Source organism: Brenneria populi (assembly GCF_036016195.1).
Classification (GTDB): Bacteria; Pseudomonadota; Gammaproteobacteria; order Enterobacterales; family Enterobacteriaceae; genus Brenneria; species Brenneria populi.
Map to the genome: position 1 here is coordinate 39,696 of NZ_JAYWTM010000006.1, position 18,702 is coordinate 58,397.

General features: G+C 56.7%; 23 protein-coding genes. 10 read left to right on the plus strand and 13 right to left on the minus strand.

The window, feature by feature from the left end; genetic code table 11:
• Nucleotides 1-117 precede the first annotated feature (117 nt).
• The 9 genes from ptsN to VSX58_RS07730 form a co-directional block, all read right to left on the minus strand.
• Nucleotides 118-591 (minus strand): PTS IIA-like nitrogen regulatory protein PtsN, encoded by a 474-nt coding sequence (gene ptsN / locus VSX58_RS07690; RefSeq protein ID WP_327617578.1) that lies wholly within the window; start codon nucleotides 589-591, stop codon nucleotides 118-120.
• A gap of 95 nt (nucleotides 592-686) precedes the next feature.
• Nucleotides 687-974 (minus strand): ribosome hibernation promoting factor, encoded by a 288-nt coding sequence (hpf, locus tag VSX58_RS07695; protein WP_327614642.1) that lies wholly within the window; start codon nucleotides 972-974, stop codon nucleotides 687-689.
• Between the two features lie 22 nt (nucleotides 975-996).
• Complete coding sequence (gene rpoN, locus VSX58_RS07700; protein WP_327617579.1) at nucleotides 997-2,430, minus strand: RNA polymerase factor sigma-54; 1,434 nt, start codon at nucleotides 2,428-2,430, stop codon at nucleotides 997-999.
• 172 nt (nucleotides 2,431-2,602) lie between these two features.
• A complete protein-coding gene (lptB, locus tag VSX58_RS07705) occupies nucleotides 2,603-3,328 on the minus strand; it encodes an LPS export ABC transporter ATP-binding protein (RefSeq protein ID WP_327614640.1) in 726 nt (241 codons plus the stop codon).
• 3 nt (nucleotides 3,329-3,331) lie between these two features.
• Nucleotides 3,332-3,907 carry a lipopolysaccharide ABC transporter substrate-binding protein LptA gene (lptA, locus tag VSX58_RS07710; protein WP_327614639.1) on the minus strand — a complete coding sequence of 192 codons (576 nt, stop codon included), beginning with the start codon at nucleotides 3,905-3,907 and terminating at the stop codon, nucleotides 3,332-3,334.
• Nucleotides 3,885-4,454: an LPS export ABC transporter periplasmic protein LptC gene (gene lptC / locus VSX58_RS07715; protein ID WP_327614638.1), complete on the minus strand. Its 570-nt coding sequence runs from the start codon at nucleotides 4,452-4,454 to the stop codon at nucleotides 3,885-3,887. The genes lptA and lptC overlap by 23 nt, the downstream gene beginning before the upstream one ends.
• Nucleotides 4,451-5,017, minus strand: a complete 567-nt coding sequence (gene kdsC, locus VSX58_RS07720; RefSeq protein ID WP_327614637.1) for a 3-deoxy-manno-octulosonate-8-phosphatase KdsC — start codon at nucleotides 5,015-5,017, stop codon at nucleotides 4,451-4,453. Before kdsC ends, lptC begins: the two co-directional genes overlap by 4 nt.
• A 53-nt stretch (nucleotides 5,018-5,070) precedes the next feature.
• On the minus strand, nucleotides 5,071-6,057 hold the full coding sequence (gene kdsD, locus VSX58_RS07725) for an arabinose-5-phosphate isomerase KdsD (RefSeq protein ID WP_327617580.1): 987 nt from the start codon (nucleotides 6,055-6,057) through the stop codon (nucleotides 5,071-5,073).
• A 33-nt stretch (nucleotides 6,058-6,090) separates the two neighbouring features.
• The gene (locus VSX58_RS07730; protein ID WP_327614635.1) at nucleotides 6,091-7,056 is read right to left on the minus strand and encodes a calcium/sodium antiporter; all 966 of its coding nucleotides are present in this window, start codon (nucleotides 7,054-7,056) and stop codon (nucleotides 6,091-6,093) included.
• Nucleotides 7,057-7,346: 290 nt separating this feature from the next.
• On the opposite strand from VSX58_RS07730, the gene mlaF reads away from it, so the two are divergent.
• From mlaF to murA, 7 genes are all read left to right on the plus strand, one after another.
• Entirely contained in the window at nucleotides 7,347-8,165 is an 819-nt protein-coding gene (gene mlaF, locus VSX58_RS07735) for a phospholipid ABC transporter ATP-binding protein MlaF (protein WP_327614634.1), read from the plus strand.
• A 7-nt stretch (nucleotides 8,166-8,172) separates the two neighbouring features.
• Nucleotides 8,173-8,955: a lipid asymmetry maintenance ABC transporter permease subunit MlaE gene (gene mlaE, locus VSX58_RS07740; RefSeq protein WP_327617897.1), complete on the plus strand. Its 783-nt coding sequence runs from the start codon at nucleotides 8,173-8,175 to the stop codon at nucleotides 8,953-8,955.
• A gap of 4 nt (nucleotides 8,956-8,959) precedes the next feature.
• Complete coding sequence (gene mlaD, locus VSX58_RS07745; protein ID WP_327617581.1) at nucleotides 8,960-9,526, plus strand: outer membrane lipid asymmetry maintenance protein MlaD; 567 nt, start codon at nucleotides 8,960-8,962, stop codon at nucleotides 9,524-9,526.
• Between the two features lie 12 nt (nucleotides 9,527-9,538).
• Nucleotides 9,539-10,168 (plus strand): phospholipid-binding protein MlaC, encoded by a 630-nt coding sequence (mlaC, locus tag VSX58_RS07750; protein WP_327617582.1) that lies wholly within the window; start codon nucleotides 9,539-9,541, stop codon nucleotides 10,166-10,168.
• Between the two features lie 15 nt (nucleotides 10,169-10,183).
• Nucleotides 10,184-10,486 carry a lipid asymmetry maintenance protein MlaB gene (gene mlaB / locus VSX58_RS07755; RefSeq protein WP_327617583.1) on the plus strand — a complete coding sequence of 101 codons (303 nt, stop codon included), beginning with the start codon at nucleotides 10,184-10,186 and terminating at the stop codon, nucleotides 10,484-10,486.
• A gap of 126 nt (nucleotides 10,487-10,612) precedes the next feature.
• Entirely contained in the window at nucleotides 10,613-10,867 is a 255-nt protein-coding gene (ibaG, locus tag VSX58_RS07760) for a BolA family iron metabolism protein IbaG (protein ID WP_327617585.1), read from the plus strand.
• Nucleotides 10,868-10,918: 51 nt separating this feature from the next.
• A complete protein-coding gene (gene murA / locus VSX58_RS07765) occupies nucleotides 10,919-12,184 on the plus strand; it encodes a UDP-N-acetylglucosamine 1-carboxyvinyltransferase (RefSeq protein ID WP_327614629.1) in 1,266 nt (421 codons plus the stop codon).
• Nucleotides 12,185-12,257: 73 nt separating this feature from the next.
• Here murA and degS read toward each other — a convergent pair whose 3' ends face one another.
• The 3 genes from degS to zapG all read right to left on the minus strand — a co-directional run bounded on the left by degS (nucleotide 12,258) and on the right by zapG (nucleotide 15,518).
• The gene (gene degS / locus VSX58_RS07770) at nucleotides 12,258-13,352 is read right to left on the minus strand and encodes an outer membrane-stress sensor serine endopeptidase DegS (RefSeq protein WP_327617586.1); all 1,095 of its coding nucleotides are present in this window, start codon (nucleotides 13,350-13,352) and stop codon (nucleotides 12,258-12,260) included.
• 178 nt (nucleotides 13,353-13,530) lie between these two features.
• Nucleotides 13,531-14,904: a serine endoprotease DegQ gene (gene degQ, locus VSX58_RS07775; protein ID WP_327617587.1), complete on the minus strand. Its 1,374-nt coding sequence runs from the start codon at nucleotides 14,902-14,904 to the stop codon at nucleotides 13,531-13,533.
• A gap of 209 nt (nucleotides 14,905-15,113) precedes the next feature.
• Complete coding sequence (gene zapG, locus VSX58_RS07780; RefSeq protein ID WP_327614626.1) at nucleotides 15,114-15,518, minus strand: Z-ring associated protein ZapG; 405 nt, start codon at nucleotides 15,516-15,518, stop codon at nucleotides 15,114-15,116.
• A gap of 221 nt (nucleotides 15,519-15,739) precedes the next feature.
• On the opposite strand from zapG, the gene zapE reads away from it, so the two are divergent.
• The 3 genes from zapE (at nucleotide 15,740) to rpsI (ending at nucleotide 17,938) form a co-directional block, all read left to right on the plus strand.
• Nucleotides 15,740-16,870 (plus strand): cell division protein ZapE, encoded by a 1,131-nt coding sequence (zapE, locus tag VSX58_RS07785; protein ID WP_327617588.1) that lies wholly within the window; start codon nucleotides 15,740-15,742, stop codon nucleotides 16,868-16,870.
• Nucleotides 16,871-17,101: 231 nt separating this feature from the next.
• On the plus strand, nucleotides 17,102-17,530 hold the full coding sequence (gene rplM, locus VSX58_RS07790) for a 50S ribosomal protein L13 (RefSeq protein WP_319605180.1): 429 nt from the start codon (nucleotides 17,102-17,104) through the stop codon (nucleotides 17,528-17,530).
• 15 nt (nucleotides 17,531-17,545) lie between these two features.
• The gene (gene rpsI / locus VSX58_RS07795) at nucleotides 17,546-17,938 is read left to right on the plus strand and encodes a 30S ribosomal protein S9 (RefSeq protein ID WP_048636503.1); all 393 of its coding nucleotides are present in this window, start codon (nucleotides 17,546-17,548) and stop codon (nucleotides 17,936-17,938) included.
• A gap of 132 nt (nucleotides 17,939-18,070) precedes the next feature.
• On the opposite strand, the gene VSX58_RS07800 is transcribed toward rpsI, so the two are convergent.
• Nucleotides 18,071-18,688 carry a TetR/AcrR family transcriptional regulator gene (locus tag VSX58_RS07800; RefSeq protein ID WP_327617590.1) on the minus strand — a complete coding sequence of 206 codons (618 nt, stop codon included), beginning with the start codon at nucleotides 18,686-18,688 and terminating at the stop codon, nucleotides 18,071-18,073.
• Nucleotides 18,689-18,702 lie beyond the last annotated feature (14 nt).

Genomic DNA, 18,702 nt, shown 5'->3' on the forward strand with positions numbered 1-18,702 from the left:
TGACCACTCCCCTCTGACGACGTGACGGCGAGCTTGCGACGTCATCGTTTTCGCAATGAATCATAACCTGGGTATTGCAGACCAGGCCGCTATGTATCATCCGTCTCATCACCCGATTCAACCGGCTTCCGTCATAATCTGATACAGCTCTTCATCGCTCTGCGCGGCGCGCAGACGGCGGCAAACGGTTTTATCGGCCAGACGTTTGGCTACCAGCGATAGCGTATGTAAATGGGTTTTACATTGTTCCGCCGGAACCAGCAAGGCAAAAAGTAAATCAACGCCCTGGTTATCTACGGCGTCGAACGCGACGGGTTGCTCCAGTTGGATAAATACCCCGATTGCTCCCAGTACATCCTCTCCTTCCAGCTTACCGTGAGGGATGGCGATGCCGTTTCCGATGCCGGTGCTGCCCATGCGTTCACGGGTGAGCAGGGCGTCAAAGATAATCTGCGAAGGCAGATTAAGCTGTTTGGCGGCCAGCTCGCTGATGATTTCCAACGCCCGTTTCTTGCTCTGGCAATGAACGGCGCTGCGGGTGCATTCGGGGCGTAACACGGTGCTGAGTTGCAAAATGGGCTCGTTGTTCATTTTATATTCACTTGACGACACGTTCGCTTCAGTTGAACCGGACCCATCGGTTTATGGGCCCGGCTGTTCTCCGCTTAAACGTGCGGAGAGGAAAATCAGTGCTGTTTGAGCTTGTCTTTATGCTTGTTTAGCTGCCGGGCCAGCTTATCAATCAGTAAATCGATGGCGGCGTACATATCTTCCGCTTCCGATGTGGCATGCAGCTCCCCGCCGTTAACGTGGAGCGTGGCGTCGGCGATTTTCTGCACTTTCTCCACTTTCAGCACCACGTTGACCTGGTTAATGCGGTCAAAAAATTGCTCCAACTTAGCAAACTTGGTATTCACGAAATCGCGCAGAGGCTCGGTAATTTCGATATGGTGTCCGGTAATGTTGAGCTGCATAGTGTCTTCCTTCTAGTTGAGATCAAAGCAGTTGTTTACGCTGATTTGATGGAGGGATAGATAAAGACTCTCGATACTTCGCCACGGTACGCCGCGCCACGATAATGCCCTGCTCGGAGAGCAGCGAGGTAAGCTTGCTGTCGCTTAACGGTTTGGCGGGGTTTTCCGCGGCGATTAACTTCTTGACCAGCGCCCGGATCGCCGTTGAGGAGGCTTCCCCCCCATTGTCGGTATTCACATGGCTGGAGAAGAAGTATTTTAATTCAAAAATGCCGCGCGGGCTGTGCAGAAACTTCTGCGTGGTGACGCGGGAAATGGTGGATTCGTGCATGTCTACGGCCTGGGCGATATCAGCCAGCACCATCGGCTTCATAAACTCTTCGCCCTGATCGAAGAACGCCTGCTGCTGTTCGACGATGCAGCGGGTAACCTTGAGCAGCGTATCGTTACGGCTTTCCAGGCTTTTTATCAACCAGCGCGCTTCCTGCAGATGGCTACGGATGAACTGGCCGTCGCTGTCGCTGCGCACGCTGTTGCCCAGCGCGGCGTACTGCTGATTAATCTGCAGCCGGGGAACGCTGTCGGTGTTCAGTTCGACCACCCAGCGGCCGTGAATTTTGCGCACCAGAACGTCCGGGATCACATATTCCGACTCGCCCGTATTGATGGACTGGCCGGGGCGCGGATCGAGGGACTGAATCAGCGCCAGCGCCTCTTTCAATACCTCCTCCTTCAGCCGGGTGGCGCGGATCAGGCTGCGGAAATCGTGATTCGCCAGCAGGTCGAGGTGCTCGCTGACGATCAGCCGGGCTTCGGCAAGACGCGGGGTGTCGTCGGCGAATTGGGAAAGCTGCACCAGCAGGCAATCACGCAGATCGCGCGCCGCCACGCCGACGGGGTCGAAACGCTGAACCCGTTTTAACACGGCTTCGACTTCATCCAGCGTGACGTTTTCATCGCCGATGCTGTCAAGAATGTCCGCCAGCGGCACGGTGAGGTAACCGGTGTTGTCCACGGCATCGACGATGGCTATCGCTATCGCGGCGTCCGTATCGGAAAAAGGCGTCAGCTCGACCTGCCACATCAGGTAGTCCTGAAGCGTCTGGGTGGTTTCCCCCTGGTAGACCGGCAATTCTTCATCGCGGTAATCGGTGCCGGTGCCGGACGGCGTGCCTGCGGAATAGATCTCATCCCAGGTGGCGTCAAGCGGCAGCTCTTCCGGCATATCTTTATTTTCAAGGGCTTCGCCGGTATCCAGCGAATCGCTGTCCGTGGCCTCAAATGACTCTACTTCTTCGTGATTGTCCGTCTGCTCAAGTAACGGATTGCTTTCCAGCGCCAGTTGAATCTCTTGTTGCAGTTCAAGCGTGGACAGCTGCAGTAGGCGGATCGCCTGCTGTAGCTGTGGAGTCATGGCCAGTTGCTGGCTAAGCCTGAGTTGCAAACCTTGCTTCATAAGTTGCGCTAAATTCCTTTATATCCCCGTCATACTTCAAATTGCCTGTGCGTTGGCTTGGTTACTCGCCCCGTTGGGGCCGCCGCAAGCGCTGTTCAAAAACGCTTTGGCGTTTTTGTTCGGCAACTCGAATTATTTTGGTTATAGAACATGCAGTTAAGAACCTACCCTATCAAAGTCTGAAGCCTTCGCCTAGATAGACGCGTTTCACCTGTTCGTCGGCCAGTATTTCCGCCGGCGAACCGTGGGCGATTAAATGCCCCTGACTGACGATATAGGCGCGCTCGCAGACGTCCAGCGTTTCGCGCACGTTATGATCGGTGATCAATACGCCCAGTCCGCTGTCGCGCAGGTGTTCAATTATTTTTTTTATATCAATCACCGAAATAGGATCGACGCCGGCGAAAGGCTCATCCAGCAGGATAAATTTCGGATTCGCCGCCAGCGCGCGGGCAATCTCCACCCGGCGTCGTTCTCCGCCGGAAAGCGATTGTCCCAGACTATCGCGCAAATGAATAATATGGAATTCTTCCATCAGTTCGTTGGCGCGATCTTCCTGCTGCTCAGCGGTCAGATCTTTACGGATCTGCAACACCGCCATCAGATTGTTATACACGCTTAAGCGGCGGAAGATCGAGGCTTCCTGCGGCAGGTAGCCGATCCCGCGCAGCGCGCGTTCGTGAAGCGGCAGCAGGCTGATCTCCTCATCGTCGATCACGATCCGCCCTTCGTCGCGCGCCACGATCCCCACCACCATATAAAAGGTCGTGGTCTTCCCGGCGCCGTTCGGACCCAACAGGCCGACAATCTCACCGGAGTTAACGGTCAGGCTGACATCTTCCACGACCTTACGGCCTTTATACGCCTTCGCCAGATTTTCTGCGATTAATGTTGCCATAGGTTATTCGGTAACTCGCGGTTTCTGTTGTTGAGAGCTGGAGGTCGGTTCCTTGTTTCCCTTTTGCTGAAGCTGGGAAGGAACCAATACCGTGGTAACGCGTTTGCCTTTATCGCTGAACGCTTCCATCTGCTGCTGTTTCACCAGATAGGTGATGCGATCGCCTTTAACGTTGCTGTCCATCTGTTCCAGATAGGCGTCGCCGGTCAGCACCAGAAAATCATTGGCCAGCTCGTAGCGAATCTTCCGGGCGTGGCCTTTTACCGGCTTGCCGTTGTCCTGCATTTGGTAAAACGTGACCGGGTTGCCGTAGCCCTCCACCACTTCGCGCCCCTGCTCACCCTGTGGACGGGTCACCACCACTTTATCGGCTTTGACCTCAATCGTTCCCTGTTTGACCACCACGTTGCCGGTGAAGGTCACGGTGTTGCCCTGCATATCCAGGGATTGCTGCGCTGAATCAATGTGAATCGGCTGATTGCTGTCCCCGGTCACGGCCGCGGCGGAAACGCTGACGGCCAACAGCGAACCGGCGAACAGGGCGTTGCGCATCGGGCTATTTATTGTTTTGAATTTCATAAGAGGTTTTTACCTTTTCGATCAACTCGGCTCTCTTCTCACGCAGATTACCACGCATTTTCATTCCGTTAGAGGTGAAACTCGCGCCATATAGGGTGACCTCATCGTCGGAAGAGACATCCTGAGTCGCCAGATTGACCTGGGCGTTGTCGGTTTTAATCCGCTCCAATTGTGAATCATTCGTCAGGCTGTTGACCTCGACGCGGCCATACAGATAGAGCATTTTTTCTTTGGTCAACTTGGCGCGATCGGCGCGCACCGACCAGGTGGCCGTCCCCTGTTCGTTAAACAGCGTCGCGACCGGGGTTGTGAACCAGCTGAGCTGATCGTCGTCGAAGTATTCCACTTTATCGGCAATCAGCCGGTAGCTGAGCCTGCCTGTCGGGCTGTAAACCAGCGTGGTGGTTTTCTCGCTGGTATAAACCGGCGCCGCGTTATCCGGGGTATCCGGCGGCGCCTCCGTATCGCCATCGGTCAGATTCCAACCGATCAAAACCAGAACCAGCAGTGCCAGCAAGGCCGTCAGCCAACGCTTCGTTCTACTCATATCGACAACCCTTTGGCCTGATCCAGCTTATCTTGCGCGAACAGGATTAAATCGCAAAGCTCGCGTACGGCGCCGCGTCCGCCGGCGATGCGCGTGACATAATCGGCGCGCGGCAGCAGCATCGGGTGCGCGTCGGCAACGGCAACGCTGAGCCCGACCCGGGACATCACCGGCCAGTCGATCAGGTCATCGCCGATATAGGCAACCTGCTCGGCTGGCAGCGCCAGTTTATCCAACAGATCGTCGAAGGCCAAAATCTTGTCCGCCTGTCCCTGATAAAGATGCGTAATTCCCAACGTTTCGCAACGATCGGCCAGCAGCTTGGCCGAGCGCCCGGTAATGACGCCGACTTCGATCCCGGCGGTCAGCAAACAGCGGATGCCGTAGCCGTCCCGGACGTTAAACGCTTTTAGCTCTTCGCCCTGGTTGCCCATGTAAATCAGGCCGTCAGACAGCACGCCGTCCACGTCGCAAATCAACAGACGCACTTCGCGCGCCTTCTCCAGCACCTGGCGATCGACGGGGCCGTAACAGGTATCGGTTTGCGCGCCGCTTTTACTCATTCAGCTTTATCCTTGGTTCTTTTTCTACAGTATGGGATTAATCACACCCTTTATCACACTACGCCGGCGCGCAGCATATCGTGCATATGAACGATGCCGAGCAGCCGGCTCTCCTCCGCGACCAACAGCGAAGTAATATGGCGGGATTGCATCAGGTTCAGGGCGTCTACCGCCAGCGTCTGCGGCGTAACGCGAATGCCGCCCGCGGTCATAACATCAGCAATACGCGCGCTATTCAAGTCAATATTCATGTCGAAAATCCGCCGCAGGTCGCCGTCGGTGAAGATCCCCTGAATATTCATTTCTGCGTCGCAGATTACCGTCATCCCCAGATTTTTGCGCGTAATTTCCAACAGCGCGTCGCGCAGAGAGGCGTCAAGAGGCACGTGCGGGATCTCATCGCCCGAATGCATAATATCGCTGACGCGCAGCAGAAGTTTGCGTCCCAGCGCGCCGCCGGGGTGGGAGAGGGCGAAATCTTCGGCGGTGAAGCCGCGCGCCTGCAGCAGCGCCACCGCCATGGCGTCGCCCATCACCAGCGTTGCGGTGGTGCTGCTGGTCGGCGCCAGTCCAAGCGGACAGGCTTCCTGCGGAACGTGAACGCACAAATGGATGTCGGCGGCTTTGCCCATGGTGCTTTCCGGGTTGCCCGTCATGCAGATCAGGAATATTTTCTGGCGCTTCAATACCGGAATCAGCGATAGAATTTCATTGGATTCGCCGGAGTTGGAAATGGCGATCACAATATCATGCGCAGTGACCATCCCCAGATCGCCGTGGCTGGCTTCCCCCGGATGAACGAAAAAGGCGGGGGTGCCGGTGCTGGCGAAGGTGGCGGCCATCTTGCAGCCGATATGGCCCGATTTCCCCATGCCCATCACCACCACTTTCCCCTGGCAGTAGAATATCTTCTTACAGGCCTGAGTAAAGTTGGCGTCGATGTAGCGATCGAGCTGCGCCAGCCCGTCGCGTTCGATGCTCAGAACCTGCCTGCCAGCCTGCTGAAAATCAAAACCGGGTTGTAGCTCAAAATGTGACATACCTGGATAATCCTGCTTGTTTTGATGTTCTGGTTAGGAAAAAAGGAACAACGCCGCAAGGTAAGCGACGAACGCGCACAATAGCAGCGCGCCGGCGCCTTGTCCGATGCGGCGTTTCCTGCCGAGGCAAAGCGCGGTCAACAGCGCGCTGGCTCCCAGCATGACCCAGTAATCGCGCCGGAATGCGAGCGGATTGATGACGCCCGGAGAAAGCAGCGCCGGTACGCCCAACACGATCGTGATATTAAAAATATTCGAACCGATCAGATTGCCCAGCGCGATATCATCTTCTTTTTTCAGCGTGCCAACAATCGCCGTCGCCAGCTCCGGCAGGCTGGTGCCGACGGCCAAAACGGTCAGCCCGATGGTCAGTTCGCTGATATTGAAATGGCGGGCCAACACGGTGGCGTTGTCGATCACCATGCGGGCGGCCATCGGCAGAATAATCAGGCCGAGGATGAGCCATAAAACGGCGACCGTCTGATTACTGTCTTCCTGCGGCAGCTCCGCCATCTGTTCGCGCGCCAGGCTGTCGGACCCCTCCTGCTGGGCGCGCCGCGTCATTCTGAACATCAGCCAGAAAAACAGCGCGGCGGCGATCAGCAGTATCACGCCGTCGGCGCGGCTCAGGTAGCTATCATGCAGCAGAAAACCGCACAATACGGTGACCAGCAGCATAAGCGGGAATTCACGGCGCAACAGTTCGGAATAGACCGTCAACGGACGAATCAGCGCCGCGCCGCCGAGAATCAACAGAATATTGGCGATATTTGAACCCAGCACATTTCCCACGGTCATATCAATCTGCTGGTTTAGCGCCGCCGTGACGGAGACGATCAGTTCGGGCAGCGAGGTGCCGAAACCCACGATGGCGATACCGATAATCAGCGGGGAGATCCCCAGGGAACGCGCAAGAACCGCGGCGCCGTAGACCAGGCGATCGGCGCCATAGACCAGCAAAACTAAACCAACTATCAAGAGTACCGTCGCAAAAAGCATGCAGCGTCCTTTATTGAGGTATAATCACCGGTTTATTAACCACATAAACCAGCCGTACCGGACGAAAAGGGGGCTTCCCATTATTAGCGCTAATTCTGACTGCGTGAGGCGGAAAAGTAAAACCTGCGGCGGTTTTGTTCAGCCCCTTTGGACAAGAACCCGCGGTAATTTTTTGTAAAACTCGGTCCATGAACAGGGGCAGCCGTTACGCTTTATAGATGCGTTCACATGACAGTTATTGGCTAATTTGGGATAAAAATTCGTAACATGATGATTGGTAAGGAAATAGTATGACGGGCCATGAAACGCCTAATCTGGTTGAAATTCGCGGCCTGAGCTTTCGGCGCGGTAAGCGACAGATTTTTACCGATATCACGCTCAATGTCCCCAAGGGGAAAGTCACCGCCATTATGGGGCCGTCCGGCATCGGTAAAACCACGCTACTGCGTTTGATTGGCGGACAGATACCGCCGGATAGCGGCGAAATCTGGTTTGACGGCGACAATATCCCGACGCTTTCACGCTCCGCGCTGTATGAATCGCGCAAAAAGATGAGCATGTTGTTTCAGTCCGGCGCGTTATTTACCGATCTGAACGTGTTTGACAACGTCGCCTGGCCGCTGCGCGAGCACAGCCGTTTGCCGGAGCCGCTGCTGCGCAGCACCGTCATGATGAAACTGGAAGCGGTAGGCCTGCGCGGCGCGGCCGCGCTGATGCCCGCGGAGCTTTCCGGCGGGATGGCGCGCCGCGCCGCGCTGGCGCGGGCGATTGCGCTCGATCCGCAGCTGATTATGTTTGACGAGCCTTTCGTCGGGCAGGATCCGATAACCATGGGGACGCTGGTGAAGCTGATCGATGAGCTGAATCACGCCTTGGGCGTCACCTGTATCGTCGTTTCCCATGACGTGCCGGAAGTGATGAGCATCGCCGACTACGCCTATATCATCGCCGATCGGCAGGTCATCGCCGAAGGCACGGCGGCGCAGCTGCAAACGAACGACGACTCCCGCGTACGCCAGTTTCTGGACGGCGTTGCCGATGGGCCGGTGCCTTTCAGGTATCCGGCGGGCGATTACAAAGCCGCGCTGCTGGGTTCAACCGAGGACTAATTAATTGATGTTTTTACAGGCATTGGCGTCGCTCGGACGCCGGGGAATCGCCACCTGCGCTTCTTTTGGCCGCGCCGGACTGATGTTGTTTAATGCATTGGTGGGCAAGCCTGAGTTCGGTAAACAGTGGCCGCAGTTGATCAAGCAGCTGTATAGCGTGGGCGTGCAGTCGCTATTGATCATTATGGTGTCGGGGCTGTTTATCGGTATGGTGCTGGGCCTGCAGGGCTATCTTGTCCTGACCACCTACAGCGCCGAAGCCAGTCTGGGCATGATGGTGGCGCTGTCGCTGCTGCGCGAGCTCGGTCCGGTGGTGACGGCGCTGCTGTTCGCCGGCCGCGCCGGGTCGGCGCTGACGGCGGAGATTGGCCTGATGAAGGCCACCGAGCAGCTTTCCAGTATGGAAATGATGGCCGTCGATCCGCTGAGACGCGTGATCGCCCCGCGTTTCTGGGCCGGCGCGATCAGCATGCCGCTGCTGTCGATCATCTTCGTCGCCATCGGCATCTGGGGCGGGGCGCTGGTCGGCGTTAGCTGGAAAGGCATAGACAGCGGATTTTTCTGGTCGGCGATGCAGGGCGCCGTCGAGTGGCGGCAGGATCTGCTGAACTGCGTGATTAAGAGCGTCGTGTTCGCCATTACTGTGACCTGGATTGCGCTCTTTAACGGTTATGACGCGATTCCTACTTCAGAAGGGATCAGCCGTGCGACGACCCGTACCGTGGTGCACTCCTCACTGGCGGTATTGGGATTGGATTTTGTGCTGACAGCACTGATGTTTGGGAACTAAGTCGATGCAAACGAAGAAAAGTGAAATTTGGGTTGGCGCATTTATGCTGATTGCGCTGTGCGCCATCATCTTTTTGTGTCTGAAAGTGGCCGATCTCAAGTCAATCGGCAGTGAATCGACGTACCGTTTATACGCGACGTTCGACAATATCGGCGGCCTGAAGGCGCGTTCGCCGGTCAAGATTGGCGGCGTGGTGGCCGGCAGAGTGGCGGATATTTCGCTCGATGAGAAAACCTACCTGCCGCGCGTGGCGATGGATATTGAGCAACGCTATAACCATATTCCCGACACCAGCTCGCTGGCTATCAGGACTTCGGGCCTGCTGGGCGAGCAGTATCTGGCGCTGAATATCGGTTTTGAGGATGAAGAGATGGGAACCGCAATCTTAAAAGACGGCGGCGTTATCCAGGACACCAAATCCGCCATGGTGCTGGAGGACCTCATCGGCCAATTCTTATATAAAAGCGGCGGCAATAACGAGGATAATGCCGGTCAGGAAAATTCCGCTCCGGCCGCGGGTTCTACGGCGGCGCCCGCGCCTCAGAGCCAGCCCGTTACTCCACATCCATAAGAGGATCGCTGTATGTTAAAACGTTTACTGATGGTGGCTTTGCTGGTGGTCGCGCCGCTGGCCGGCGCCGCGGATCAAACCAATCCTTACCGCCTGATGAATGAGGCGGCGGAGAAAACCTTTACCCGCTTGAAAACCGAACAGCCGCGCATCAGGCAAAATCCGGACTATCTGCGCAGCGTCGTGCGCGAAGAGCTTCTGCCTTACGTGCAGATCAGATATGCCGGGGCGCTGGTGCTCGGCCGTTACTATAAGGACGCGACGCCGGCCCAGCGCGACGCCTATTTCAAAGCGTTCGAAGCCTATCTGGAGCAGGCCTACGGGCAGGCTTTGGCGTTATATCACGGGCAGACTTATCAGATCGCTCCCGAGCAGCCGCTGGGCGACGCCGGCATTATCGCCATTCGCGTAACGATTCTCGATAACGGCGGCCGTCCGCCGGTTCGCCTTGATTTTCAGTGGCGCAAGAATACGCAGTCCGGCAACTGGCAGGCTTATGACATGATCGCCGAAGGCGTCAGCATGATCACCACCAAGCAAAACGAATGGGCGACGACGTTGCGCCAGAAAGGCGTCGATGGCCTGACTCAGCAGCTGGAAAACGCCGCGAAACAGCCGATTACGCTGGATAAGCAAAACTGATCGGGGTAGGAAAGCATGGATAATGCACTGAGCTGGCGTTCGCAGCAGTCAACGCTGGCGTTAGCCGGCGGGCTGGATCGCGAGACGCTGCTGCCGCTCTGGCAGCAGCGCGACCTGTTGCTGGCCGATAAGAGCGTGCTGGATGTGTCCGGGTTAAGCCGTGTCGACTCCGCCGGTCTGGCCCTGTTGATCCATTTTTATTACCAGCGCGCCCAGAACGGAGGGACGCTAAAAATTATCGGCGCGGACGATCGGTTAAAAACGCTGATTGCGTTGTATAACCTGAATGAAATCATTCCCGTCGAGCCGGCGGCGTAGCCAGCGAGCTGTTCGAATCCCCTTTTGGCGTTAGGCATTAGGGGCTTTTCCCTGTTTAAGAGCGCTGCGTATTCATCTAATATACCCCTTCTGTTTATCATCCCCCTGACATAGAAATCGAGAGCGATGGAAAATAATGAAATTAAAGACGTGCTGATGAGTGCATTGGCGCTGGATGAAGCCCACGTATCGGGCGATGGCAGCCACTTTCAGGTTATTGCCGTAGGCGAGCTGTTCGCCGGCATGAATCGGGTGAAGAAACAACAGGCCGTTTATGCTCCGCTGATGGAGTATATTGCGGATAACCGCATCCACGCTCTGTCCATCAAGGCGTATACGCCGGAAGAGTGGCAGCGTGACCGTAAGCTTAATGGCTTTTAAGCCGTAGTTCGCGGCGCAATATTGAATTTGAAACACTGAGAAACAGTCGCTATGGATAAATTTCGTGTGCAGGGGCCGACCCGGCTTTGCGGTGAAGTCACTATTTCCGGAGCCAAGAACGCGGCTCTGCCCATCCTGTTCGCCGCCTTGCTCGCGGAAGAACCGGTAGAGATCCAGAATGTACCCAAGCTGAGAGACATTGATACCACAATGAAGCTGCTTAGCCAGCTGGGCGCGCGCGTTGAACGTAATGGTTCGGTACACGTCGACGCCGGCAAGGTTAATGTATTTTGCGCGCCCTATGATTTGGTGAAAACCATGCGCGCCTCCATTTGGGCCCTGGGGCCGCTGGTGGCGCGTTTTGGTCAGGGACAGGTGTCGCTGCCGGGAGGATGCGCCATCGGCGCCCGTCCGGTTGATTTACATATCAACGGCCTGGAGCAATTGGGCGCGGAGATCGTCCTGGAAGAGGGCTATGTCAAAGCCTCGGTGAACGGCCGTCTGAAAGGGGCGCATATCGTCATGGATAAAGTCAGCGTGGGCGCCACGGTGACGATCATGAGCGCGGCAACCCTGGCGGAAGGCACCACCGTGATTGAAAACGCGGCGCGCGAGCCGGAAATTGTCGATACGGCGAACTTCCTGAATACGCTGGGCGCTAAAATCAGCGGCGCGGGCAGCGATAAAATCACCATCGAAGGCGTGGCGCGTTTGGGCGGCGGCGTGTATCGCGTGGTGCCCGATCGCATCGAAACCGGGACATTCCTGGTGGCCGCGGCGGTATCCCGCGGTAAGATTGTTTGTCGTCACACCCGTCCCGATACGCTGGATGCGGTGCTGGCGAAGCTGCGTGAAGCGGGGGCGGATATCGAAACGGGCGCGGACTGGATCAGTCTTGATATGCACGGCCGGCGTCCGAAAGGCGTGACGATTCGCACCGCGCCCCATCCCGGTTTCCCGACGGATATGCAGGCGCAGTTCAGCCTGCTGAATCTGGTGGCGGAAGGCACCGGCGTGATCACCGAGACGATTTTTGAAAACCGCTTTATGCACGTGCCGGAGCTGATCCGCATGGGCGCTCAGGCCGAAATCGAAAGCAACACGGTGATTTGCCACGGCGTGGAGAAGCTGTCCGGCGCGCAGGTTATGGCGACGGATTTACGCGCCTCCGCGAGCCTGGTGCTGGCCGGCTGCGTCGCCGACGGCGTGACGATAGTCGATCGTATTTATCATATCGATCGCGGCTACGAGCGCATTGAAGATAAGCTGCGCGCGCTGGGCGCCAATATCGAACGCGTTAAAGAAAGCGAGCAGTAAGCGACAACGAACCGGGCGGCCTGACGCGGCCCGGTTCTCGCCCGTTAACCGCCCGGCCGCAGGGCGGCGGCGGTTAGTTGGCCGGAAACTCCTGGATCGTCATATTTAACGTTATCGGTTTCTTATCCCTTTCGATAGTCACGGGAATAACCGTGCCCGGGTGCAGTTCCGCCACCTGATCCATGGTTTCAATGACGGAGCGGGTTGGCTTATTGTTAACGCTCAGCAGAATATCATTCACCTGAATGCCCGCTTTATCCGCCGGGCCGCCCGGATCGACGGTTTTAACCAGGATGCCGATAAACCTTCCCTGCTCAAGCCCCTTCCTATCGATATTTTCCATCTGTATGCCGTTGACGCCGATATAACCGCGGATGACGCGACCGTCGCGGATAAGTTTGCCCATGACTTTGGTCGCCAGAGCAACGGGGATGGCGAAACTGATGCCTTCCGGCGTCTCTCCGTCGCTGCTTTTATCGAAAGAGAGCGTGTTGATGCCGACCAGCTCGCCCAGCGTATTCACCAGGGCGCCGCCGGAGTTGCCGCGGTTGATCGACGCGTCGGTTTGCAGAAGGTTTTGCCGGCCGTTCTGGCGGTTATCCTCTCCGGCGGCGCTAAGCCCGACGCGGCCGGTGGCGCTGATGATCCCCTGGGTGATGGTTTGTCCCAGATTGTAGGGGTTGCCGATGGCCATAACCACATCCCCGATATGCGCGGTGCGGTTTGGATTAATCGGAATGACCGGCAGATTGACGCCGTCGATTTGCAGTACGGCGAGGTCGGTCAGGCTGTCCGAACCGACCACCATCGCCTCAAAAAGCCGGCCGTCCTGCAGGGCGACCAGAATTTGTTGCGCGTTATTGATCACATGCTTGTTGGTCAGAATATAGCCCTTTTCGCTCATTATCACGCCGGAACCCAGCGTCTGGACATTGAGCTCCTTCGGCTGTTCGGTATTGGGCACGCGGTTATACACGTTGACCACGGCGGGCGCCGCCCGGCGAACGCCCTGATAATAGCTTAACGGCGCGCGCTCTGAGGATTCGTCATGATTATCGCTGCTGTTTTTCAGCAACGACGAATTCGTTCGCAGCGCCGGAAGCGCGAACAGCAGCAGAGCGGCGACGATGGCTCCAATCAGTATGGAACGGAATAACTTAACAAGCATGGGCGCATTTTTGACTTAAATAAGGAATATGGCGTGAGAATATCATGAGATGGTCGGGCGCCGCATGATGCAGGGCCCGATTTTTTATGGCGGGCTATCCCTGCCCGCCCCTTTATGGGCCGTCGCCGGGAGCGACGTTAAAAACTTTTTATGGCGGGCGAGCAGCCCGCCTAAGGCGTTAACGCAGTAACAGGTAGATCGTATCGTCGCCGCGCACGATGTTGAGCGCCAGCACCGGCGGTTTCGTTTCCAGAATCTTGCGTAATTGCGTGATGTTCTCTACGCGCTCGCGGTTGACGCCAACGATGATATCGCCTTTCTGTAGGCCCAACTGGGCGGCGGGCGAGTCTTTGGCAACGTTATCGATCTGGATGCCTTTGCCGCCGTTTTTCAACTGGCCGTTGGTCAAGGACGCGCCCTGTAAAGCGGGGTACAGCGTTTCCGCGCTCGTCGTGGTGGTACTGCTGTTATCCAGCACCACGCTGACTTCCAGCTGTTTCCCTTCGCGCAGCAGGCCGACCTTCACGGTTTTTCCGGGCGCGGTGGTGCCGATTTTGGCGCGCAGTTCGGCGAAGCTGCCGATCGGTTTACCATCCAGCGAGGTCAGTACATCGCCCGCTTTGATGCCGGCTTTGGCGGCGGCGGACTGGGGCAGCACTTCGCTGACGAAGGCGCCGCGCTGAACGTCGACCTTAAAGGCTTTCGCCATTTCGGAGGTCATTTCGCTGCCCCTGATGCCCAGCACGCCGCGTCTTACTTCGCCGAACTCAACCAATTGCTGAGCCAGATTTTGCGCCATATTGCTGGGGATGGCGAAGCCGATGCCGATATTTCCGCCGCCGGGCGCCAGAATCGCAGTGTTAATGCCGATCAGTTCGCCGTTGAGGTTAACCAATGCGCCGCCGGAGTTACCCCGGTTAATCGAGGCGTCCGTCTGGATAAAGTTTTCCAGCCCCTCCAGGTTCAGCCCGCTGCGGCCAAGCGCCGAGATGATTCCGGACGTCGCCGTTTGTCCCAGGCCGAAGGGGTTGCCCACCGCGACGGCGAAATCACCGACGCGCAGGCGATCGGAGTCCGCCATTTTGACCTCGACGAGATTTTTGGCGTCGATAAGCTGAATCAAGGCGATGTCGCTCTGTTCGTCCCGGCCGATCAGCTTCGCTTCGTATTCACGCCCGTCGTTCAACTGCACACGGATCTTGTCGGCGTTATTAATGACGTGATTGTTCGTTAGAACATAGCCTTTCGCCGCGTCGATAATGACGCCGGATCCCAATCCGGCGAAGGGGCGGGAGCTCTGTTTGTCCTGCGGAACGTTAGGGCCGAAGAAAAATTTGAACTCTTCGGGAATTCGCTGGCGCTGCACCTGAGTGCCTTCAATATGCACGCTGACCACGGCGGGTAAGACTTTTTCCAGCATCGGCGCCAGGCTGGGGAGCTGCTGCTGCCCCGGAACAACCGCAGGCAGCGTAGCGTGAGCCATCGGACTCGACAACAGGGCTAAACTGATGCCCATCGCCAGTGCATTAAATAATAAAGATTTTTTCTTCATTGATAGTAACTCTCTCACAACCTGCGGATGAATAAAATGATGATATATAAACTTAAACACATGGTGAAGAGTCAGACTGGCAATCAATGTGTAAAGTTCACTGGTGTTTCGTCAGCAGATTGTAACTGTAGATCGGGCGGCGGGTTTTGATGGAAACGGCGAAGTTGAAAACGTGAGGCCGGGCGCGCCTCACGCGGTCAGTTTACTGGCTACTTGCGGACCGGCGGTTCGCCGCGCAGCAAGCCGGATGCGCCGTCTGAGTAGTCGCGCGGCGGCATATCCACCGGCGCCTGATCGTTATCCGCTTCCGCCTCGGTTAAACGATATTTAAAGGGATTATCCTGACCGGGAACATCCGGCAGTAAGTTATTGGAGCTTTTCGCCATATGCTGATAAAGCTGGCGGTAATCGCGCGCCATATTATCCAATAACTCGGCGCTGCGGGCGAAATGTCCGACCAACTCTTGACGGTACTCTTCCAGCTCCGCTTTGCTTTTTTCCAACTCGTGTTGTAATGCCTGCTGTTGCCGCATCTTACGGTTGCCGAAACGCATGGCGACGGCGCCGATGATAATACCGGCAATTAAACCAATCAGCGCATACTCCCAGGTCATAATTACTCCTATTTTGACTCATTGTTCCGTAGGGGGTTTTCACTTAATAATAGTCACTATAACCGCTAACCTTGTCTGAGTGGAATCCTGAAGCGCGATGACGACGGGGAATGTTGATTTCTCTCTGGCATCAAGGTGGTTAACTGCTACGATTACGGCGTAAATCGACGGCAACGCGCGACAAAACGCGATTAACTTTTTTCTCAGGGACAGCGAACATTATGCAGCAAACGACACCGTTGGCGCTTTATCAGCAGGCGCTGTCAGCCGGAGAGTACCAACCTGACGACGTACAGCATCAGGCCATGGTGCGGTTAGACAAGATCTATCGGGAGCTGTGCGAGCGCGCAGCGCATTCCGACGGCGATGTCTCGGGACCGTTGGGAAAATGGCGCGCGTGGTTGGGAAGGCGCGAAAAGAGCGCCCCGCTTCCCGTGCAGGGGTTATACCTGTGGGGCGGCGTCGGCCGCGGCAAAACCTGGCTGATGGATCTGTTTTTCCACAGTCTGCCGACGCAGCGGAAACTGCGGCTGCACTTCCACCGTTTTATGCTGCGGGTGCATGAGGAACTGAACCAGCTGCAGGGGCAGGAAAACCCATTGGAAAAAGTGGCCGATGGTTTTAAGTCCGCAACGGACGTGCTGTGCTTTGACGAGTTTTTCGTTACCGATATTACCGACGCCATGCTGCTGGGCGAGTTATTGCGCGCTCTGTTTGCTCGCGGCATCACCCTGGTGGCGACGTCTAATATTCCGCCGGACGATTTGTATCGCAACGGCCTGCAGCGGGCGCGCTTTTTACCGGCCATTGCGCTGATCAAGCAATATTGCCAGGTGGTCAATGTCGATGCCGGCATTGACTACCGGCTACGCACGCTAACGCAGGCGCATCTTTATCTGACGCCGTTGGGCGATGGCACCGAAGCCGAAATGCGGCGGATGTTCACCCGGCTGTCGGGGCGGGGGTGGGAGACGCCGGGGCCGATCCTGGAGATAAACCATCGTCCGCTGCCGACGCTGGGCGCGAGCGAGGGCGTGCTGGCCGTCGACTTCTCTACGCTGTGCGTGCAGGCGCGCAGCCAGAATGACTATATTGCGCTTTCTCGTCTTTACCACAGCGTATTGCTGCACAACGTGACGATCATGGGGCGCGCGGAGGAGAATACCGCCCGCCGGTTTTTGGCGCTGGTCGACGAGTTTTATGAACGGCGGATAAAGCTGATCATCTCCGCCGAGGCCTCCATGTATGAAATTTATCAAGGCGAACATCTGAAATTCGAATACCAGCGCTGCTTATCGCGCCTACAGGAGATGCAGAGCGAGGCGTATTTACGCCAGCCGCATTTAGCCTAGCGCGCAGGGGTTTCTCAAACGAACAAGAAAAAAGGTCGATTTTCGCCAACGACTTCTCTATAATCTTGCAACCCCACGTTACAACGAAGTTTTTTTCCCAAAAACTTTATAGTGCCGGCAATGGCTATTCGAAGGGGTAGGTTTGCTGGACTTGATGGTCGTGTGAGCCTCAACTGTTTTTGAGCGTTTGGGTGTTCACCAACGTGTAACTAATTATTGGGTAAGCTTTTAATGAAAACTTTTACAGCTAAACCAGAAACCGTAAAACGCGACTGGTACGTTGTTGACGCGAGCGGTAAGACCCTGGGTCGCCTCGCAACTGAACTGGCTAGTCGTCTGCGCGGCAAGCATAAAGCGGAATACACTCCGCACGTTGATACCGGTGATTACATCATCGTTCTGAACGCCGACAAAGTCGCCGTAACCGGCAACAAGCGCGCAGACAAAATGTATTACCACCACACCGGCCACATCGGTGGTATCAAACAAGCGACCTTTGAAGAGATGATTGCCCGCCGTCCTGAGCGTGTGATTGAAATCGCGGTTAAAGGCATGCTGCCGAAGGGCCCGCTGGGTCGTGCCATGTTCCGTAAACTGAAAGTTTACGCGGGTACTGAGCACAATCACGCGGCACAGCAACCGCAAGTTCTGGACATTTAATCGGGATTATAGGCAATGGCTGAAAATCAATACTACGGCACTGGTCGCCGCAAAAGCTCCGCCGCTCGCGTATTTATCAAACCGGGCAGTGGCAATATCGTTATCAACCAGCGTAGTCTGGAACAGTACTTCGGTCGTGAAACTGCCCGCATGGTAGTTCGCCAACCGCTGGAACTGGTAGACATGGTTGAAAAACTGGATCTGTACATCACCGTTAAAGGTGGTGGTATCTCTGGTCAGGCCGGCGCGATCCGTCACGGCATCACCCGCGCGCTGATGGAGTATGACGAGTCTCTGCGTGGCGAACTGCGTAAAGCCGGTTTCGTTACCCGCGATGCCCGTCAGGTTGAACGTAAGAAAGTCGGCCTGCGTAAAGCGCGTCGTCGTCCTCAGTTCTCCAAGCGTTAATTTCCTGCTGCAATCGCAGCGAAATCAATGCGAAAAACCCGGCGCCTGTCGCCGGGTTTTTTATTGCGCCATGGCAAGCGATGTTAAAGATCGCTTGCGGCGCTTTTTTATTTGTAGCGTCGGCTTCTTGACTTACCCCAGGGGCGCCAGCGCGAATGCGCGCGCGCGCGCGAACTCTTTTTCATCTTCCATCAGCGCGGCCACGTTAGCGGCGGCCTCGCAGGCCACCCATCTGAAGATCAGCTCTTCGGGATCGAGATCAGCCGGCAGCTCATCGGCCTGCCGCGCCTGCGCGATCAGTTCCTGAAATCGCGCGCGTTTCGCCCTGCGGTAAGTCTCTATGCGTTCTCGTATCGCGCCGGGCCGGCAGCGGAATTCACTGCTGACGGCATTAAGGAAACAACCGCCGCGCAGCTCGCGCTTGCCGACGAAAGCGTACCAGTTATCAAGCAGGCCGGTCAGGCGGGCCAGCGGCGTCGCCTTGCTCATGGCCGGCTCGACGACGCGGCGGCGGTAAATCGCCATCGCTTCATCCAGGGTAGCCAGCTGCAGCTGTTCGCGGCTGCCGAACAGCACCTGGATATTGCTTTTTCGCACGCCGGCGGCGCTGCCTACCCGCCCGAACGTCAGCCCCTCCAGCCCCTCTTCGGAGGCCAGATTAACCGCCTCGCGCAGGATGAGGCTACGCGAGCGATCGCCGCGCAGGCGGCGCCCGTCCTGCGCGGTCGTGGAGGAAAGGCGTTCGGTCATGGCGAGATCTCCTT

Excerpts from the sequence above, each read along its gene's own strand:
- ptsN (WP_327617578.1), bottom strand. The coding sequence starts at position 591 with ATGAACAACGAGCCCATTTTGCAACTCAGCACCGTGTTACGCCCCGAA.
- hpf (WP_327614642.1), bottom strand. The coding sequence starts at position 974 with ATGCAGCTCAACATTACCGGACACCATATCGAAATTACCGAGCCTCTG.
- rpoN (WP_327617579.1), bottom strand. The coding sequence starts at position 2,430 with ATGAAGCAAGGTTTGCAACTCAGGCTTAGCCAGCAACTGGCCATGACT.
- lptB (WP_327614640.1), bottom strand. The coding sequence starts at position 3,328 with ATGGCAACATTAATCGCAGAAAATCTGGCGAAGGCGTATAAAGGCCGT.
- lptA (WP_327614639.1), bottom strand. The coding sequence starts at position 3,907 with ATGAAATTCAAAACAATAAATAGCCCGATGCGCAACGCCCTGTTCGCC.
- lptC (WP_327614638.1), bottom strand. The coding sequence starts at position 4,454 with ATGAGTAGAACGAAGCGTTGGCTGACGGCCTTGCTGGCACTGCTGGTT.
- kdsC (WP_327614637.1), bottom strand. The coding sequence starts at position 5,017 with ATGAGTAAAAGCGGCGCGCAAACCGATACCTGTTACGGCCCCGTCGAT.
- kdsD (WP_327617580.1), bottom strand. The coding sequence starts at position 6,057 with ATGTCACATTTTGAGCTACAACCCGGTTTTGATTTTCAGCAGGCTGGC.
- VSX58_RS07730 (WP_327614635.1), bottom strand. The coding sequence starts at position 7,056 with ATGCTTTTTGCGACGGTACTCTTGATAGTTGGTTTAGTTTTGCTGGTC.
- mlaF (WP_327614634.1), top strand. The coding sequence starts at position 7,347 with ATGACGGGCCATGAAACGCCTAATCTGGTTGAAATTCGCGGCCTGAGC.
- mlaE (WP_327617897.1), top strand. The coding sequence starts at position 8,173 with ATGTTTTTACAGGCATTGGCGTCGCTCGGACGCCGGGGAATCGCCACC.
- mlaD (WP_327617581.1), top strand. The coding sequence starts at position 8,960 with ATGCAAACGAAGAAAAGTGAAATTTGGGTTGGCGCATTTATGCTGATT.
- mlaC (WP_327617582.1), top strand. The coding sequence starts at position 9,539 with ATGTTAAAACGTTTACTGATGGTGGCTTTGCTGGTGGTCGCGCCGCTG.
- mlaB (WP_327617583.1), top strand. The coding sequence starts at position 10,184 with ATGGATAATGCACTGAGCTGGCGTTCGCAGCAGTCAACGCTGGCGTTA.
- ibaG (WP_327617585.1), top strand. The coding sequence starts at position 10,613 with ATGGAAAATAATGAAATTAAAGACGTGCTGATGAGTGCATTGGCGCTG.
- murA (WP_327614629.1), top strand. The coding sequence starts at position 10,919 with ATGGATAAATTTCGTGTGCAGGGGCCGACCCGGCTTTGCGGTGAAGTC.
- degS (WP_327617586.1), bottom strand. The coding sequence starts at position 13,352 with ATGCTTGTTAAGTTATTCCGTTCCATACTGATTGGAGCCATCGTCGCC.
- degQ (WP_327617587.1), bottom strand. The coding sequence starts at position 14,904 with ATGAAGAAAAAATCTTTATTATTTAATGCACTGGCGATGGGCATCAGT.
- zapG (WP_327614626.1), bottom strand. The coding sequence starts at position 15,518 with ATGACCTGGGAGTATGCGCTGATTGGTTTAATTGCCGGTATTATCATC.
- zapE (WP_327617588.1), top strand. The coding sequence starts at position 15,740 with ATGCAGCAAACGACACCGTTGGCGCTTTATCAGCAGGCGCTGTCAGCC.
- rplM (WP_319605180.1), top strand. The coding sequence starts at position 17,102 with ATGAAAACTTTTACAGCTAAACCAGAAACCGTAAAACGCGACTGGTAC.
- rpsI (WP_048636503.1), top strand. The coding sequence starts at position 17,546 with ATGGCTGAAAATCAATACTACGGCACTGGTCGCCGCAAAAGCTCCGCC.
- VSX58_RS07800 (WP_327617590.1), bottom strand. The coding sequence starts at position 18,688 with ATGACCGAACGCCTTTCCTCCACGACCGCGCAGGACGGGCGCCGCCTG.